Origin of the sequence: Rhizobium sp. CB3060 (assembly GCF_025200735.1) — a bacterium.
In the GTDB taxonomy this organism is placed as follows: domain Bacteria; phylum Pseudomonadota; class Alphaproteobacteria; order Rhizobiales; family Rhizobiaceae; genus Rhizobium.
Genome location: NZ_CP104158.1, coordinates 103,291 through 118,023, shown reverse-complemented (window position 1 = coordinate 118,023; position 14,733 = coordinate 103,291). Strand labels below are relative to the sequence as shown.

Below are 14,733 nucleotides of genomic sequence, written 5' to 3'. Positions count from 1 at the left end.
CCATGATCGAGCTGAAGGACGTAACCAAGCGCTATGGCAACGCCACCGTGGTCGATAATGTCAGCATGAGCATGGAAAAAGGCACGATCACCGTCATTGTCGGCACCTCCGGCTCCGGCAAGTCGACGCTGGTGCGCATGATCAACCGGCTGGTGCCGATCTCCCTCGGCCAGATTTTGGTCGACGGCCGGGATGTCATGAGCGTGCCGGCGACCGAGCTTCGCCGCCGCATCGGCTATGCCATCCAGGGCCACGGCCTGTTTCCGCATCGCACCGTGGCGCAGAACATCGCAACCGTGCCGCAACTGCTCGGCTGGGACAAGGCGCGCATCGACCGGCGCGTCGAGGAGCTGCTCAATCTCTTCCATCTCGATCCCGGCACCTTCGCGGCGAAATATCCGAGCCAGCTTTCCGGGGGCCAGCAACAGCGCGTCGGTGTTGCTCGTGCGCTTGCGGCCGAACCGGAAGTCCTGCTGATGGACGAACCCTTCGGCGCACTCGATCCCGTCATCCGCGGCAAGGCCCAGGACGACCTTCTGGCCATCCAGAAACAGTTCGGCACGACCATCGTGCTCGTCACCCACGATATGGACGAAGCCTTCCATCTCGGCGACCAGATCGCGGTGATGAGCGAAGGCAAGCTGCTGCAATGTTCGGAACCGGGGAAGATCCTCACCGAGCCCGCCGATCCCTTCGTGCAGCAACTGACCGGTACCTCCGACCGGGCGCTGAAGCTGATGTCGCTGCTGCCGCTCAAGGAAAGCATGCAGCCGCTGCGACCGGGCATTGGCTACAGCCTGCCGCAGACGCTCAATCTGCGCGATGCACTGGCCGAGATGATCTGGCAGGGCGCGGACGAGGCGACCGTCGAAGACGACAGCAAGGTCCCAGTCGGCTCGATCTCCATGCGGCATTTGATCGAACTGGGCCGCAAAGCATGAAGTTTCTGACCGCCAACATCTTCCGGTTTTTGGCGCTGGCGTTGCTGCTGGTGCTGCTATTCCGGCCGGAATGGCTGATGCCGATCCTGGCACCGCTCACCAAATTCGGAGCATCGCCGATCTATACGCAGAACAGCCTGGTCGGTCTCGCGATCAGCCATATGGAGCTGATCCTCGTCTCGATCGCCGCCAGCGGCATTCTCGCCGTGCTCGGCGGCATCTTCGTCACCCGCAAGAGCGGCGCCGATTTCCTGCCGCTATCGCGGGCGATCGCCAATGCCGGCCAGACCTTTCCTCCTGTCGCAGTATTGGCGCTCGCCATCTCCACCACCGGCTTCGGCGCGGTGCCGACACTGATCGCGCTTTTCCTCTATGCGCTGCTGCCGATCTTCGAAAATACCGTCGCCGGCCTGCAGCAGGTGCCGGCCTCCGTGCTCGACGCCGCCGACGGCATGGGCATGAACGGCTGGCAGCGGCTGTTTCGGGTCGAGCTGCCGCTCGCTCTGCCGCTGATCATCGAAGGGCTGAAGATCGCCACGGTCATCAATATCGGCACGGCGACGATCGGCTCGACCGTTGCGGCGAAGGGGCTTGGAGAAGTCATCATCGCCGGCCTGATCAACGACAACACCGCCTTCATCCTGCAGGGCGGCTTGATCGTCGGCTTGATGGCGGTGCTGATCTATGACGGCATGGAATTGATCGAAACCGCAGTCACGCGCAAAATCGGCTTGCAGCCGCACTGATTTAGCCTTGGCGGCTCCGGAGCATGATCTTGGCCCCGCCTTTAACGACAGGGAGGCGCACATGGCGAAAATGATCCATTCGATGATCCGAGTGCTCGATGAAGCGCGCGCGGTCGATTTCTACGGCAAGGCTTTCGGGCTCGCGGTCGCCGACCGCGTCACCTTTCCGACCTTTACACTGATCTATCTCAGCAATGCCGAGACCGGTTTCGAATTGGAATTGACCGTCAATCAGGGCCGCATCGAACCCTATGCACTCGGGGAAGGCTATGGCCATCTTGCTGTTTCGGTCGATGAACTCCGGGACGAGCACGCGCGCTTCACCGAGCTTGGTCTCAATCCCGGCAAGATCGTTGAACTCAATCGCGATGGAAGACTTTTCGCCCTCTTCTTCTTCGTCAGCGATCCCGATGGCTACAGGATCGAAGTCATGCAAAGGAACGGGCGGTTTCAGTAAAAGCCGCATAAACCAAAGCCCCGTGAAAACGGGGCCAGTTTCTGGCTTTCCTATATGTGTGCCTACATCCAGTAGGGTGGCACGCCGAAATAGTCATGGCTCTTATGGCCATTATCCTTGTGGGCGACGATGTCGTCCTTGCTGGCGAAACGGCGGGCTTTTTCGATGTCATTCTTGGTCATATTGATACGATAGCCATCGATGCGAGCATCATAGCGTAGCTTTTCCCACGGCAGCCGGTAGTGATCCTGGCCGATGCCGAAAAAGCCGCCGAAGCTCAGAATGATGAAAGCGATGCGACCATCGCTTTTTTCCAGCATCAGGCGCTCAATATGACCGATCTGCTTGCCATCGGACCCGAAGACCTTGGACCCCTCGACCCGGTCGCATGCGACCAGCATCGACATGTCCTTGACATAGAGTTCGCGGCTAATCGTCTCGGCACTCTCTTTATGCATGTGCGCACCTCCTCTTGGATACGCTTCACATAAAACTCTTGAGCATCCGACCCCGCCCCGGAGTACCGTGCGGGCAGCACGATGCGTTCGGTGAGGCCCTCGCTCACCGCGCATTAACGCGCTGTTGTCACAAAAGTTCCAGTACTTTTTTCAAACTTATTAAAAAATAGTTAACGCTCAGGTATTATTGACGTTTACGTCAAAGTCAGTATAGCTTTCTTTGTTGCTCTACGTCTTTAGGTGAGGGCAAAAGCGGCAGCGGTGCGAAAAGCGGGAGACTTTTCCACCAAGCAGTGCCACGCTACAAAGCCGCGGCTCGCCGAAGGCGGGGCGTGATGATGCGTCAAGGAGGAAGTACGCATGAATTCAGTTTCCGCTCCTTCGGATAGACCGCTGGTCAAAAAGATTTGGCTCGCATCTTACCCGGATATCGTGCCGGCCGAACTGCCGCCGTTGGAGCATGCATCGCTCGTTGAATTGCTGGAGGAAAGCTGCGCGCGCTATGGCGACAAGCTCGCCTTCACCAGCATGGGCAAATCGATCACCTATCGCGATCTCGATACGCAAACGCGCAAGATCGCCGCATGGCTGCAAAGCCTCGGCCTTCAGAAGGGCGACCGCGTCGCCGTCATGATGCCGAACGTGCTGCAAAACCCGATCACCGTTTATGGCATACTTCGTGCCGGTCTTGTCGTCGTCAATGTCAATCCGCTCTACACGCCGCGCGAGCTGGAACACCAGCTTCGCGATTGCGGCGCCAGGGCGATCTTCGTGCTTGAAAACTTCGCCCATACGGTGGAGCAGGTTCTGGCGCATACGGATGTGCGCCATGTCGTGGTCACCGCACTTGGCGACATGCTCGGCATCAAGGGCCACATCGTCAACTTCATCGTTCGCAAGGTGAAGAAACTCGTACCGGCATGGTCCATTCCCGGCCATCGCAGCTTCAAGGGCGTGCTCTCCGAAGGGGCGCGGCTGCCGTTGAAGCCATCCGAGCTCACCAGAAGCGACATCGCCTTCCTGCAATATACCGGCGGCACGACCGGCGTTGCCAAGGGCGCGATCCTGACGCATTCCAACCTGCTCGCCAACCAGCAGCAATTGCTGCTCTGGCTGCAATCGGCCTATATCAACAAGCCGCGTCCCGAGCAGCTCACCTTCGTCTGCGCCTTGCCGCTCTATCACATCTTCGCGCTCACGGTGAATTCGCTGATGGGCATGTCGCTCGGCGGACATAATGTCCTGATCGCCAATCCGCGCGACATACCCGCCTTCATCAAGGAGCTGGGCAAGTACAAGTTCGACATGTTCCCCGGCCTCAACACACTGTTCAATGCGCTGATGAACAATCCGGAATTTGCCAAGCTCGATCTCTCCAACACAGCGACTCTCGCCGGCGGCATGGCGGTGCAGCGGCCGGTCGCCGAGCGCTGGCAGAAGATGACGGGGGCCTGGATCACCGAGGGCTACGGTCTTTCCGAGACATCGCCGGTCGCAAGCGCCAATCGTTTCGACAGCCCGGAATTCACCGGCACGATCGGCCTGCCGATAACAGGAACCGATTTCGACATTCGCGACGAGAACGGCAAATCGCTGCCGCTCGGTGAGGTCGGCGAGATCTGCATCCGCGGGCCGCAGGTCATGGCGGGCTATTGGAAACAGCCGGCCGAAACCGCGCGCGTGATGACATCGGACGGCTTCTTCCGCAGCGGCGACATGGGCTTCATGAACGAGCACGGCTACACCAAGATCGTCGACCGCAAGAAGGACATGATCCTGGTTTCGGGCTTCAACGTCTATCCGAACGAGATCGAAGAAGTCGCCGCCATGCATCCCGGCATTCTCGAAGCCGCCGCCATTGGCGTGCCGGACGAACATTCGGGCGAAGCCGTCAAGCTTTTCATCGTCAAGAAGGACCAGGCGTTGACCGAGGCCGATGTCAAGGCGCATTGCGTTGCAAACCTCACCAACTACAAGCGGCCACGCTTCATCGAATTCCGCAGCGAACTGCCGAAATCGAATGTCGGCAAAATCTTGCGCAAGGAATTGCGCAACTGACATAATTCGATGTCATTATTCCCTGCCATTCGGGAAGCCGCCCGCCTTCATCCGCGGGCGGCTTTTTTCGCTTTTACGTGCGCGCGAACTTGATTTACCCCTCACAAAGCGAATAGTTTCCGCGACTAACTCAGAGTGCCCCCGCCCTCGCCAGACGGCCAGCGGCGCGAACCGCAAGGAGCCCCTCCATGAACGCCCTCGTCGAACAACTGAAGAGCACCGCAGCGGCCACCAAGGCCACCGATATCCGCGCCGCCTTCGCCGCCGACGCCCAACGTTTCTCCCGCTTCAGCACCTCGCTTGACGACCTGCTGATGGACTATTCCAAGACCGCGGTGAACGACGAGATCTTCGCGCTTCTCGAGAAGCTCGCAACCGAAGGCGGCATCGCAGCCAAGCGCGACGAGATGTTCTCGGGCGTTGCCATCAACTTCACCGAAAACCGCGCCGTTCTGCACACCGCGCTGCGCAATCGCTCCAACACGCCTGTTCTCGTCGACGGCAAGGATGTGATGCCCGACGTCAACGGCGTCTTGGCGGCCATGGGCAAATTTGCCGACGGCATCCGCTCTGGCACGCTAAAGGGCGCGACCGGCAAGGCGATCACTGACGTCATCAATATCGGCATCGGCGGCTCCGACCTCGGTCCGGTCATGGCGACCTTGGCGCTAGCTCCCTTCCATGACGGCCCGCGCGCGCATTTCGTCTCCAACATCGACGGCGCCCATATCGCCGACATCCTGAAGCTCGTTTCGCCGGAAACGACGCTGTTCATCATTGCGTCCAAGACCTTCACCACCATCGAGACGATGACGAACGCCCAGACGGCGCGCAACTTCATCGCCAAGGCGCTTGGCGAAGCAGCCGTTCAGCATCACTTCGCCGCCGTTTCGACCGCGCTCGACAAGGTTGCCGCCTTCGGCATCGACAGCGAGCGCGTCTTCGGCTTCTGGGATTGGGTTGGCGGCCGCTACTCGATCTGGTCAGCCATCGGCCTGCCGCTGATGATCGCCGTCGGTCCGGAGAACTTCGGCAAGTTTCTCGACGGCGCGCATGCGATGGACAACCATTTTCGCAAGGCGCCCTTCAAGGAAAACCTGCCGATGCTGCTTGGCCTCATCGGCTTCTACCATCGCAACGTGCTGGGCTACACCACCCGCGCCATCCTGCCCTATGACCAGCGCCTGTCGCGCTTCCCGGCCTATCTGCAGCAGCTCGACATGGAATCGAACGGCAAGGGGGTCACCATCGACGGCACGCCGGTCGAGGGCAATTCCGGTCCCGTCGTCTGGGGCGAGCCGGGCACCAACGGCCAGCATGCCTTCTACCAGCTCATCCACCAGGGCACGAGCATCATCCCGGCCGAATTCATGATTGCCGCCAATGCCTTCGAACCGGATCTGCGTCACCAGCACCAATTGCTGATGGCGAACTGCGTGGCACAGTCGGAAGCCCTGATGAAGGGCCGCACCTTCGCGGAAGCCAAGGCCCAGCTCACCGCCAAGGGCATGGACGACAAGAAGGCCGATTTCATCGCGCCGCATCGCGTCTTCACCGGCAACCGTCCGTCGATCACCTTTGTCTACGACAAGCTGACGCCTTATGCGCTCGGCCGCCTGATCGCTCTCTATGAACACCGCGTTTTTGTCGAAGGCGTGCTGTTCCGCATCAACTCCTTCGACCAGTGGGGCGTCGAGCTCGGCAAGGAGCTGGCAACCGGCCTGCTGCCGGTCATCGAAGGCAAGGAAAGCGCTGCCGGCCATGATTCGTCGACACAGGGCCTGGTGGCTGCGCTGGCAAGCCGGGCGAAGTAACTCTCTTCGACCAAAAATAAGATGGCCCCGTCTGCTGCGTCAGGCGGGGCTTTTTTGTTGGTGATAGACTTACGCGGCAATCGCGATGGTTATCCCGCCCGCCAGGGGCGGGATAGGACCCCTTACAGCCCAATCTCACTCGCCCAGGGCGGATTTGCCCCTGCCCTGGAAACCGTAACGGCTGCCGCCTTGGCGCCCAAAGCGAGTGCGTCGCGAAGCGCCTTCTCATCCAGCGAAGCGACCTGCGCCTTGGTCAGCAGATCATTCATCTTCAGCGATGCCAGGATGCCTGCGTCGAACGTGTCGCCTGCTCCCACGGTATCGACCACGGTGACGCGTTCGCTCGGGACCGTAACCTTCAACGACTTCGTGTACCCTGTCGCGCCCTCGGCGCCCTTGGTAACGACGATCAGCTTGGCGCCCTGGTTCAGCCAGTGAGCAGCAAGCTCGTCATGGTTTCCGGGGATGCCGAACCATTCCAGGTCCTCGTCCGAGAATTTCAGGATATCGGACATGGCGGCCATGCGGCTGATACGGCCCATATGCGCGGCCTTGTCCTTGATGAAACCGGGCCGGATGTTCGGATCGAGCGAAATGACGCGGCTTTGGTGCTCGCGCTTCATCAGCGCTTCATAGGTCGCGCCGCAAGGGTTGGGGATTAGGCTGATGGCGCCGAAATGCAGGGCTTCGCAGTCGTCCCCCAAGGTCGGGAGATCGGCCTCGGTGATCATGCGGCCGGCGGAACCTTCGTCGTAGAAGGCATAGGTCGCCTGACCATTGACGAGCTTGACGAAAGCGATCGTGCTCGGACGGGGAGCGATGGCGCAATAGCTGTAATCCACCTTGGCCGCCGAGAGCGTCTCGCGCAGGATATCGCCCATCATGTCGTCGGCAATGCCGGTGAAGAAACCGGTCGGCACGCCCAGGCGGCCAAGCGCAATCGCAGTGTTGAAGATCGCACCGCCGGCATAGGGCGCAAAGGCCTTTTCACCCAGCGTCGTATCTCGCGGCAGCATGTCGATCAAAGCTTCGCCACAGCACAATATCATTCCGGCCTCCTCGAGCGCACGTCTGTCGTCTAGTTCCGTAAATCGATTAGATAACTTTGCGGCAAAAGCAAAGCGTCACTTTGTTGCCAGTTCCGATACACCGCCGTTGCGGCCGGACCAGGCGAGTGGAGCGTCGAGAAAAGCTTCAACTTCTTCGAGCGTTTTGTCGTCGAACAGCTTTTGCGCCTTGGCGACGGCAAGCGCGTCACGCCAGGTGGCGATATGGTGAAGCCGAACCTTGCGATTGGCAAACCGCTCCTCGGCTTCCGGGAAAATGCCGTAGTAAAACAGCGCCATGCCGTGGTCGACGATGCCGCCGGCGGCGCGGATGGCGTCGATGAACGTGAACATGCTGCCGCCCGCCGTCGTCAGATCCTCGATGACCAGCACGCGCGCCCCCTCAGGCATATGGCCCTCGATCTGCGCATTGCGGCCATGGCCCTTCGGCTGCTTGCGGACATAGATCATTGGCAAGTCGAGGCGTTCGGCGAGGAAGGCGGCGAAGGGAATGCCCGCTGTTTCACCGCCGGCGACGCAATCGAACTGCTCGAAACCGGCATCGCGCATGACGATGCTGGCGGCGAAATCCATCACGGTGGAGCGGATGCGCGGGTAGGAAATCAGCTTGCGGCAATCGATATAGACTGGACTCGCCATGCCCGAAGCGAGCTTATATGGTTTGTCGGCGCTGAAATGCACCGCCTTGATCTCCCAAAGCATCTTCGCCACCAATTCGGCCATAACGGCGCGATCGGAAAATGTCATCTGGGTGGTCATGCGGGCCTCCTTCGCTATTTAAGACATTCCTGCGGCAATAGCAGCAAGTGGCCGAGGTTTCCAGACGGATCGCGGGTTTTATGCCCCCCTCCCGAGGCTGCTATTTCATCGAGTTCGGTCTCTCCGAAACGGCGCCGATATCGGCGGGCAGCATTGCCTTGAACAGGGCGATCGCCCTATCGCCCTCCTCTTTCCCGATCGAAATCGCGTAGCGCACGGCGGCTGCAACCAGTTGCATGGTCAGTCGAGCGACCCGAGCCAGCTCCGCGGAATCGCGCGCAGGCCAGAGACGATGGAGAACAGCCAGAAAAGCCTGGGAATGCCACTCCATATCCTCGGCATCGATCTCCTGCAGAAGCTTGTCGGCCTGCGTCGCATGCCAGATATCCCGCATCACCGGCTCATCGCGGAACATCGCATAGTAACCGTCGACGATGCTGCCAAGAGCGCCTTGAAGATCGGCGGTGCTTTTCACGCGAGCCAGTTCGCTTTCCACACATTGCCGCCCCTGTTCATTGAAGCGTTCGGCTAGGACGCGGATGATGGCGGTCTTGTCGGGAAAATATTGATAGAGCGAACCGAAGGATACGCCGGCCTTTTCGACGATCTCGCCCATACGCAACGCGTCGCTGCCGTTCTTTTCGATCAGCTCCATGGCAACGGACAATATCCGCTCGACACGCTCGCGGCCGCGCTGCTGGCTGGGGATTCGGCGCGGCGTCCCCGCCTCCTCCTTGCTGCGCCTGCGCTTAACAACCGGTTCCTGCTTCATGTCACGACTCGTCCAACATTCTTGACAGACGATATAAGAGAGTTTATCACATTTCGCAAATAAGATAATTTATCACATTCCGAGTAGGAAAAGGCCCGATAGGGATTTTCCGATTATGCCCGTGAAACCGCCGCACCCGGCATCTGGAGTGTCCCGTCATGACCTATCCGATCACGAATATCGCTCTCATTACTGCCGCGCTCGGCAGCGGTCTTCTCGCCGGCGTCTACTTTGCCTTCTCGACGTTCATTATGCAGGCCTTTGCCCGTCTTACCGTCGATCAGGGCGTCGCCGCCATGCAATCGATCAATACGACGATTGTGCGTTCACCCTTTATCGTACTGTTCCTGTTGACGGCGGCGCTCTCGGTGTTCATAGCGGTCCTGGCCATCGTGTATTGGCGGGGCGGCGTCAGCATCCTGATGATTGCTGGCGCGGCGCTCTACCTCGTCGCCAGCCTTCTTTCGACCATGGTATTCAACGTTCCTTTGAATGACGCTTTGGATAAGCTCGATGGCCGTACGGCGGAAGCAGCTCAGCTATGGAGCACCTATCTCACCGATTGGACGAGATGGAACCATGTGCGCACCGTGGCGTCGCTGCTTGCTTCCTGCGCCTTCGTCCGGGCTCTCTTTTAGCTGACCATCAGGACGCCGTGCGGGAAACGTCCGGCGAGACGGCGTGCAGATAGGCCGTAACCTCGACGCGGTTGCGGCCATTACGCTTGGCGGCATAAAGCGCCTTGTCGGCGGCACTGAGGACGCTGTCGAAGCCCATGCCCTCGGGGGTGCCGAGCGCAATGCCGGCGCTGACCGTGCAGGCGAAAGACTTGCCGTCCACGGTGAACTCGCGGGCCGCAAAAGCATCGCGCACCCGTTCGGCGATCTGCTCGGCCCGGCCCGGCAAGGCATTGTCGAGGACAAGCGCGAATTCTTCGCCGCCGAGACGGGCCACCGTGTCGGAGGCCCGCAGTCCACCCGACAATTCCTTGGCAAAAAGCTTTAGCACTATGTCGCCGGTGGCATGGCCATACTGATCGTTGACGGACTTGAAGCGATCGATGTCGAAGACGATCACCGCCATGGAAGGGCCGAAAGAGCGGTGGCCATAGAGATCGAACAGAGCCCGCCGGTTGAGCAGGCCGGTCAGCGGATCGGTGATGGCCTGCTGACGATGATGCGCCGCCTGACGCCATTGGTGTAGCGCCAGCGACAGGGCGCCGATGCCGGTCATGCCGGCAATGCAGATGGCAAGGCTGACATCTTCGGCCCAATTGTCCGGCGCATGGCCAAGCACGAGTTTGCCGTCCCAGATCAAGACTCCTGCACACAGCGCGAAGGAAATAGCAGTCAATGTGTAAAGCGCGGTGATGCCGTAGAGCGGCGTCGGCGCCTCCTGACGGCTTAGCCAATATTCGCGCGCCGTTAGCAGGAGGAGCACTGCGACGACGATATTGTCGCACATGAAAGCGAGGCCATCATAACCGGCGAGCATGGCCGGCACGGAAGCGGCAATACCGGTCAGGCTTCCCAACAGAGCGCGGGCCTTGGAAAACCGGCGCGTGCGGAACTGATATCCCGCCGCCCAGATGACCGAAAAGCCGATGAAAAACAGCACGAAGGTAATAATGGCGAGCGTCGGTCGCGGCTGGTCGACATAAGCACCATAGGTGAAAATCCCGACGACGATTGGTACAAGACCGGCAGAACAGGTCAGCAGGAATGTCTCCGGCCGACGGGAAAACCAGCTTCCACCCAGCGTCACCGCAAGACAGGAGGCGGAAACGCCAAGGGCCAGCAGAAGAGAATTATAATCAAGCTCCATGCTCTTCCTTCGACGGTTTCATTCCACACCGTTAGGGATCGGCATAACGCTACCCCTCAAGGGGTATCAAATTGGTTACGGGATCCGATAAAGATCATGTATTTCAATGAAATATGCCTTTGATATTACGAAAGCAGTTTTCGAACAAAATATTTTCATCGGCGCGCAGAGTTATTTTCTCAGCCCTCGACATCCCAGTGCAAGGGGAACATCGGATCGAAGACGGTAATGGGGCCGGCTCCAGTTTCGATCCTGTCGGGAAAGGCAACCGATTCCGCGCGGCGGATCAGGGTAATGCGATCCTCGTTCGCCGCAAGCCCATACCAGGCGGGACCGTTCAGCGAAGCGAAAGCCTCGAGCTTGTCGAGCGCGCCTTCTTGTTCAAAAACATGCGCCAGGCAGCTCATGGTGTTGAGCGACGTATAGATGCCGGCGCAGCCACAGGCGCATTCCTTCAGCGGATCGACATGCGGGGCGGAATCGGTGCCGAGGAAGAATTTAGCGTCGCCGCTCGTGGCGGCCGCACGCAGCGCCAGGCGGTGGCTTTCGCGCTTGGCGACCGGCAGGCAGTAATAATGCGGCCGGATGCCGCCGACGAGGATGGCGTTGCGGTTGATGATCAGGTGATGCGTGGTGATCGAGCCGGCGAGATTGGCCTTTGCCGACTTGATGTAGTCGATGCCATCAGATGTCGTCACGTGCTCCATGGTGACTTTCAGTTCCGGCAGGCGCTGACGCAGCGGATCGAGCACGGTCTCGATGAAAACGGCCTCGCGGTCGAAAATATCGACATCCGGCGACGTCACCTCGCCATGCACGCAGAGCGGCAGGCCGATCTTGGCCATGCGCTCCAGCACCGGCATGGCCTTGTCCATATTCCGAACGCCGCCATGGGAGTTGGTCGTCGCACCGGCGGGATAAAGTTTGACGGCGGTAATGAGGCCGCTTTTCTTGCCTTCCTCGACATCGTCGGGATCGGTGTGCTCGGTGAGATAAAGCGTCATCAGCGGCTGGAAGCGGTCGCCTGCCGGCAATGCCTTCAGAATGCGCTCACGATAGGCAGCCGCATCCGCCGTGGTGACAACCGGCGGCACAAGGTTCGGCATGATGATGGCGCGGGCGAAATGCCTCGAGGTATCGCCGATCACGCCTTCCAGCACGGCGCCATCCCGCAGATGCAGATGCCAATCGTCGGGGCGGCGGATGGTGAGCTTTTGCATGGCGCGAACCTCTGAATGGTCTCAGTTTGTCGCGCTTTCGATAGCACCATAAGCCACCGCAAAACAATCAGCGATGACGTGTAAATGACAGCGGAGTTCAGCCCTGCACGATATCGATGGTAAAATCGGCCGGACGGCGGTTCTCGAGGATCAGCCGGCCGTTCGGCAGGTCGTTGCCGTAGACCTTGGCACCGGCGGCCTCGTCGTCGAGGTCATAGCCCCTCCAACGCTCCCAGAGCCGTTGCTCCAAGACCTCGATCGGCGGCGCCAGCATGATCGAATAGTCGAACATGCCTTCCAGCTCCGCCCATTTGCCCTGGCTGAAGAGCAGGTAGTTGCCCTCGATGACGATGAAACGGTGATCGGGGGAGACGATGCGGGCCGACGCGATGGCGATCTCACGTGAGCGATCGAAGACCGGTACCAGCACCTCCTGATCGGCCGCTCGCACCGCTTTGACGATATCGAGAAAGGCGCGGACGTCGAAGCTTTCGGGAACACCCTTGCGCTTCAGCAGACCCTTTTCGATCAGGACGGCATTGTCCATGTGGAAGCCGTCCATCGGCAGGACCTCGGCGCTCTCACCCTTGGCTTTGAGCGCCTTGGCCACATTGTCCGCCAGCGTCGATTTGCCGGCGCCGGGCGGGCCGGCAATCGCGACGAGAAACCGTTTTGCGCCAGCGGCGCGCCCGATAATCTCGTCGGCGATTCCCTCAAGCACCGAACTCATGCGGCGACTGTCTCTGCCGGCGGCGCCTTGGCGCCGGTCATGAAGGCAACGGCATCCGACATGGAATATTCCTTGGGATTGATCACGGTCAGACGACGCCCGAGGCGATGGATATGGATGCGATCCGCCACCTCGAAGACATGCGGCATATTGTGCGAGATCAACACGATCGGCAAGCCACGGGCACGCACGTCCAGAATAAGCTCCAGCACCTTGCGGCTTTCCTTGACGCCAAGAGCGGCCGTCGGCTCGTCCATGATGACGACCTTGGAACCGAAGGCAGCGGCGCGTGCCACCGCCACACCCTGGCGCTGGCCGCCTGAGAGCGTTTCCACCGCCTGGTTGATGTTCTGGATCGTCATCAGGCCGAGCTCGGTGAGCTTGTCGCGGGCGCGCTTTTCCATCGCCGGCCGGTCCAGCATGCGGAACCAGGAGCCAAGGATACCGGGCTTCCGGATCTCGCGGCCGAGGAACATATTGTCCGCGATCGAGAGCGCCGGCGACAGCGCCAGGTTCTGGTACACCGTCTCGATGCCGGCCTCGCGCGCTTCCATCGGCGATCTGAAGTGGACGGGTTTCCCCTCCAGCCTGATCTCGCCTTCATCGGGCGTGGTCGCGCCGGAAATCGCCTTGATCAGCGAGGATTTGCCGGCGCCGTTATCGCCGATGACGGCAAGGATTTCGCCGGGATAGAGGTCGAAATCGGCATTGTCGAGGGCGGTCACGCGTCCATAACGCTTGATGAGGCCGCGGGCTGTGAGAAGGGGTTCGCCAGTCGTGGTCATGCCGACACCTTTCTGATCCATTGATCGATCGCGACGGCGCCGATGATCAGCACGCCAGTCAGAAGAACCTTCCACTGCGGGTCAGCTCCGAGCATGTTGAGGCCCATGGACACCACGCCGACGATCATCGCGCCGAACAGCGTGCCGAGGATCGAACCGCGGCCACCGAAGAGCGAGATGCCGCCGATCACGGTCGCGGTAATTGCCTGAAGATTGAAATCCGTCACGGCCGAGGATGGCGAGATCGAACCGTTGCGGCCGATCGAGACCCAAGCGGCAAACGCTGCGATCAGTCCCGAAACACCATAGACGGCAAGCAGCACCTTCTTGGTCTGGATACCGGACAATTTTGCCGCTTCCGGATCGTCGCCGACGGCATAGACATGCCGGCCCCAAGCCGTGTGATTGAGCACATACCATAGGCCCACTACCAGGAGCACCATGGCGATGACGCCGAGCGTCAGCACCGCGCCGCCAAGGCGGAAGCTGATGGCGAAGAAATGCAGGAGCGGCGCTTGTTCGTCGACATCGGTGTCGCGAATGGTCTCATTGGCGGAATAGATGAAATTCGTCGCCATGACGATGTTCCAGGTGCCGAGCGTCACGATGAACGGCGGCAGCTTCATGGTGGCGACAAGGAAACCGTTGAGCAACCCGCACACGCCGCCCGCGAGCATGCCGGCAAGAACGGCAATCGGCGTCGGCATGCCATAGGTTATGGCGCAGTTGCCCATGATGACAGCGGAAATGACCATGATCACGCCGATCGACAGATCGATGCCGGCGGTCAGGATGACCAGCGTCTGCGCCGCGCCGAGAATACCGACGACAGCGATCTGCTGCAGGACGAGAGTCAGCGTGTAGGCGGAGAAGAAGCGCCCGCCGATGGCAATGCCGAAGACGATGATTGCCACCACCAATACGATCAATGGCACCGCGGCCGGCGTCGAATGCAAGAAATGCTGTGTGCGTTTGAGAATAGTGACATCCTGGTGCTCGAACGAGGCAACGTTCTTGTCGCTGCCGTCGAGAACACGCTCGAATTCCTGTGCTCCGGTCATTGTTTTCCTCCGCAACCGCGCCGAACTACGCGGAAACCGCC

Annotated in this window: 15 protein-coding genes; 6 read left to right on the top strand and 9 right to left on the bottom strand. The window is 60.1% G+C overall.

Annotated elements, in window-relative coordinates:
• Nucleotides 1-2 precede the first annotated feature (2 nt).
• The 3 genes from N2601_RS00600 (at nt 3) to N2601_RS00590 (ending at nt 2,144) form a co-directional block, all read left to right on the top strand.
• The gene (locus N2601_RS00600; protein WP_245463965.1) at nt 3-941 is read left to right on the top strand and encodes an ABC transporter ATP-binding protein; all 939 of its coding nucleotides are present in this window, start codon (nt 3-5) and stop codon (nt 939-941) included.
• Nucleotides 938-1,687 (top strand): ABC transporter permease, encoded by a 750-nt coding sequence (locus tag N2601_RS00595; protein ID WP_104821907.1) that lies wholly within the window; start codon nt 938-940, stop codon nt 1,685-1,687. The genes N2601_RS00600 and N2601_RS00595 overlap by 4 nt, the downstream gene beginning before the upstream one ends.
• A gap of 61 nt (nt 1,688-1,748) precedes the next feature.
• Nucleotides 1,749-2,144: a VOC family protein gene (locus N2601_RS00590; protein ID WP_104821906.1), complete on the top strand. Its 396-nt coding sequence runs from the start codon at nt 1,749-1,751 to the stop codon at nt 2,142-2,144.
• Nucleotides 2,145-2,206: 62 nt separating this feature from the next.
• On the opposite strand, the gene N2601_RS00585 is transcribed toward N2601_RS00590, so the two are convergent.
• Nucleotides 2,207-2,602: a PRC-barrel domain-containing protein gene (locus N2601_RS00585; RefSeq protein WP_104821905.1), complete on the bottom strand. Its 396-nt coding sequence runs from the start codon at nt 2,600-2,602 to the stop codon at nt 2,207-2,209.
• A gap of 360 nt (nt 2,603-2,962) precedes the next feature.
• Here N2601_RS00585 and N2601_RS00580 point away from each other — a divergent pair, with 360 nt between their 5' ends.
• Together N2601_RS00580 and pgi are read left to right on the top strand one after the other, a co-directional pair.
• A complete protein-coding gene (locus tag N2601_RS00580; protein ID WP_104821904.1) occupies nt 2,963-4,660 on the top strand; it encodes a long-chain fatty acid--CoA ligase in 1,698 nt (565 codons plus the stop codon).
• 188 nt (nt 4,661-4,848) lie between these two features.
• The gene (gene pgi, locus N2601_RS00575) at nt 4,849-6,474 is read left to right on the top strand and encodes a glucose-6-phosphate isomerase (RefSeq protein WP_104821903.1); all 1,626 of its coding nucleotides are present in this window, start codon (nt 4,849-4,851) and stop codon (nt 6,472-6,474) included.
• 122 nt (nt 6,475-6,596) lie between these two features.
• Here the strand turns inward: pgi and N2601_RS00570 are convergent, their stop codons facing one another.
• The 3 genes from N2601_RS00570 to N2601_RS00560 all read right to left on the bottom strand — a co-directional run bounded on the left by N2601_RS00570 (nt 6,597) and on the right by N2601_RS00560 (nt 9,072).
• Nucleotides 6,597-7,523: a carbohydrate kinase family protein gene (locus N2601_RS00570; protein WP_104821902.1), complete on the bottom strand. Its 927-nt coding sequence runs from the start codon at nt 7,521-7,523 to the stop codon at nt 6,597-6,599.
• 75 nt (nt 7,524-7,598) lie between these two features.
• Entirely contained in the window at nt 7,599-8,300 is a 702-nt protein-coding gene (locus N2601_RS00565) for an orotate phosphoribosyltransferase (RefSeq protein ID WP_104821901.1), read from the bottom strand.
• 100 nt (nt 8,301-8,400) lie between these two features.
• Nucleotides 8,401-9,072: a TetR/AcrR family transcriptional regulator gene (locus N2601_RS00560; protein WP_104821900.1), complete on the bottom strand. Its 672-nt coding sequence runs from the start codon at nt 9,070-9,072 to the stop codon at nt 8,401-8,403.
• Between the two features lie 158 nt (nt 9,073-9,230).
• On the opposite strand from N2601_RS00560, the gene N2601_RS00555 reads away from it, so the two are divergent.
• Nucleotides 9,231-9,710, top strand: coding sequence for an anthrone oxygenase family protein (locus N2601_RS00555; protein ID WP_104821899.1), 480 nt, complete (start codon nt 9,231-9,233; stop codon nt 9,708-9,710).
• 7 nt (nt 9,711-9,717) lie between these two features.
• Here the strand turns inward: N2601_RS00555 and N2601_RS00550 are convergent, their stop codons facing one another.
• The 5 genes from N2601_RS00550 to N2601_RS00530 all read right to left on the bottom strand — a co-directional run bounded on the left by N2601_RS00550 (nt 9,718) and on the right by N2601_RS00530 (nt 14,692).
• On the bottom strand, nt 9,718-10,896 hold the full coding sequence (locus N2601_RS00550) for a GGDEF domain-containing protein (RefSeq protein ID WP_104821898.1): 1,179 nt from the start codon (nt 10,894-10,896) through the stop codon (nt 9,718-9,720).
• Between the two features lie 179 nt (nt 10,897-11,075).
• Complete coding sequence (pyrC, locus tag N2601_RS00545; protein WP_104821897.1) at nt 11,076-12,116, bottom strand: dihydroorotase; 1,041 nt, start codon at nt 12,114-12,116, stop codon at nt 11,076-11,078.
• Nucleotides 12,117-12,213: 97 nt separating this feature from the next.
• The gene (locus N2601_RS00540) at nt 12,214-12,846 is read right to left on the bottom strand and encodes a nucleoside triphosphate hydrolase (protein WP_104821896.1); all 633 of its coding nucleotides are present in this window, start codon (nt 12,844-12,846) and stop codon (nt 12,214-12,216) included.
• Nucleotides 12,843-13,652 (bottom strand): ATP-binding cassette domain-containing protein, encoded by an 810-nt coding sequence (locus N2601_RS00535; protein WP_199773513.1) that lies wholly within the window; start codon nt 13,650-13,652, stop codon nt 12,843-12,845. Before N2601_RS00535 ends, N2601_RS00540 begins: the two co-directional genes overlap by 4 nt.
• The gene (locus tag N2601_RS00530) at nt 13,628-14,692 is read right to left on the bottom strand and encodes an ABC transporter permease (RefSeq protein WP_104821895.1); all 1,065 of its coding nucleotides are present in this window, start codon (nt 14,690-14,692) and stop codon (nt 13,628-13,630) included. Before N2601_RS00530 ends, N2601_RS00535 begins: the two co-directional genes overlap by 25 nt.
• Between the last annotated feature and the right edge of the window lie 41 nt (nt 14,693-14,733).

Excerpts from the sequence above, each read along its gene's own strand:
- N2601_RS00600 (WP_245463965.1), top strand. The coding sequence starts at position 3 with ATGATCGAGCTGAAGGACGTAACCAAGCGCTATGGCAACGCCACCGTG.
- N2601_RS00595 (WP_104821907.1), top strand. The coding sequence starts at position 938 with ATGAAGTTTCTGACCGCCAACATCTTCCGGTTTTTGGCGCTGGCGTTG.
- N2601_RS00590 (WP_104821906.1), top strand. The coding sequence starts at position 1,749 with ATGGCGAAAATGATCCATTCGATGATCCGAGTGCTCGATGAAGCGCGC.
- N2601_RS00585 (WP_104821905.1), bottom strand. The coding sequence starts at position 2,602 with ATGCATAAAGAGAGTGCCGAGACGATTAGCCGCGAACTCTATGTCAAG.
- N2601_RS00580 (WP_104821904.1), top strand. The coding sequence starts at position 2,963 with ATGAATTCAGTTTCCGCTCCTTCGGATAGACCGCTGGTCAAAAAGATT.
- pgi (WP_104821903.1), top strand. The coding sequence starts at position 4,849 with ATGAACGCCCTCGTCGAACAACTGAAGAGCACCGCAGCGGCCACCAAG.
- N2601_RS00570 (WP_104821902.1), bottom strand. The coding sequence starts at position 7,523 with ATGATATTGTGCTGTGGCGAAGCTTTGATCGACATGCTGCCGCGAGAT.
- N2601_RS00565 (WP_104821901.1), bottom strand. The coding sequence starts at position 8,300 with ATGACCACCCAGATGACATTTTCCGATCGCGCCGTTATGGCCGAATTG.
- N2601_RS00560 (WP_104821900.1), bottom strand. The coding sequence starts at position 9,072 with ATGAAGCAGGAACCGGTTGTTAAGCGCAGGCGCAGCAAGGAGGAGGCG.
- N2601_RS00555 (WP_104821899.1), top strand. The coding sequence starts at position 9,231 with ATGACCTATCCGATCACGAATATCGCTCTCATTACTGCCGCGCTCGGC.
- N2601_RS00550 (WP_104821898.1), bottom strand. The coding sequence starts at position 10,896 with ATGGAGCTTGATTATAATTCTCTTCTGCTGGCCCTTGGCGTTTCCGCC.
- pyrC (WP_104821897.1), bottom strand. The coding sequence starts at position 12,116 with ATGCAAAAGCTCACCATCCGCCGCCCCGACGATTGGCATCTGCATCTG.
- N2601_RS00540 (WP_104821896.1), bottom strand. The coding sequence starts at position 12,846 with ATGAGTTCGGTGCTTGAGGGAATCGCCGACGAGATTATCGGGCGCGCC.
- N2601_RS00535 (WP_199773513.1), bottom strand. The coding sequence starts at position 13,652 with ATGGATCAGAAAGGTGTCGGCATGACCACGACTGGCGAACCCCTTCTC.
- N2601_RS00530 (WP_104821895.1), bottom strand. The coding sequence starts at position 14,692 with ATGACCGGAGCACAGGAATTCGAGCGTGTTCTCGACGGCAGCGACAAG.